This window comes from Rothia sp. HMSC071F11 (assembly GCF_001809115.1).
Lineage (GTDB): Bacteria > Actinomycetota > Actinomycetes > Actinomycetales > Micrococcaceae > Rothia > Rothia dentocariosa.
Genome location: NZ_KV795771.1, coordinates 225,141 through 225,426 on the forward strand (window position 1 = coordinate 225,141; position 286 = coordinate 225,426).

The window sequence follows — 286 nt, forward strand, 5'->3', positions numbered from 1 at the left end:
CGGAGATTTCCAGGCGAATACCGGTAAGCAACGGTAAAGTTTCGTCTTTGGAAACTGCAATCTGAACCTGGGAGACAGCTTTAGCGAATTCCGCGCCATCAACGGTACCGGAGATCTGCGGTAGCTCAGGAAGCTCCGGATAGTCCGTCACCGGCATACCCGCCAGCTGGAACTTTGCGGAACGACAGGTCATAAAAATTGTGGAGTCATTAGCCACGAACTCAACATCTGCGTTAGGCAGCGAGCGGCAAATTTCGGCAAGCATCTTACCCGGTACTAAACAGGT

Annotated in this window: 1 pseudogene; it reads right to left on the reverse strand. The window is 52.1% G+C overall.

Annotation, left to right across the window (positions count from 1 at the left end):
* A pseudogene (locus tag HMPREF2554_RS11875) lies at window positions 1–286 on the reverse strand (DNA polymerase III subunit beta); the annotation flags it as partial.